This window comes from Seonamhaeicola marinus (genome assembly GCF_008085455.1).
Genome location: NZ_VSDQ01000234.1, coordinates 1 through 879, shown reverse-complemented (window position 1 = coordinate 879; position 879 = coordinate 1). Strand labels below are relative to the sequence as shown.

At 29.1% G+C, this 879-nt stretch carries 1 protein-coding gene and 1 pseudogene; one reads left to right on the top strand and one right to left on the bottom strand.

The window, feature by feature from the left end:
- Positions 1-297: Dps family protein (locus FUA24_RS03185; RefSeq protein WP_148540022.1), on the top strand; the 297-nt coding region annotated here is incomplete at its 5' end.
- Between the two features lie 78 nt (positions 298-375).
- On the opposite strand, the pseudogene FUA24_RS03180 reads toward FUA24_RS03185, so the two are convergent.
- Positions 376-879, bottom strand: a pseudogene (locus FUA24_RS03180) (DUF58 domain-containing protein); the annotation flags it as partial.

The following is an 879-nucleotide window of genomic DNA, read 5'->3' as shown; positions in this document are numbered from 1 at the left end:
GCTAAAGTTGATGAAATAGCAGAGCGTATTTTAACTTTAGGTGAAACACCTTTACATACTTTTGAAGATTATACTGCAGCTGCTAAAGTGCCTGTAGGTAAAAATATTTCGGAAGATGTTAAAGCTGTTAGATTAATAGTAGATTCTTTAAAAGAATTATTAGAAATAGAAAGAAATATACTTGAAAAAGCAGGTGATGCAAATGATGAAGGAACAAATAGTATGATGAGTGATTTTATTACCGAACAAGAAAAAACCGTGTGGATGATGAAAGCATGGTTAAACGAAGACGTATAACATATAGCATAATTAAAATTTTATTGATAGTTAGTTTAGTTTTAAAAAGCCCTTTTAACTTTTAAGTAAAAGGGCTTTTTATAGTAATCCTCTAGCTTTTATTTCTAAGTATTTGTTTATGGTGTCTATAGTTAAATTCTCTGGTGTAGTAAGAATGGAGTAAATACCGTATTTTTTTAACTCATTTACAATTAGGCGCTTTTCAAAAGCAAACTTTTCGGCAATTACTTTATCATAAGCTTGTTGAACAGTTTCGGCTTTGTTGTGTATTAAGCTGTTAAGTTCTGTGTTTTTAAAAAATATAACTACTAATAAATGGCTTTTTGCAATACCTTTTAAATATGGTAATTGCCTATGTAGGCCATCTAAAGTTTCAAAATTTGTATATAATAAAATTAAACTTCGGTGTGTTATATTACGTTTAATATCGGCATACAAACGCCCAAAATCACTTTCAAAAAAATTAGTATTAACGTTATAAAGCGCTTCTAAAATTAAATTCATTTGCGAGGTTCTTCGCTCTGCAACAACTCTGTTTTCTACTTTTTTTGAGAACGAAAAAATACCTGCTTTATCTTGTTT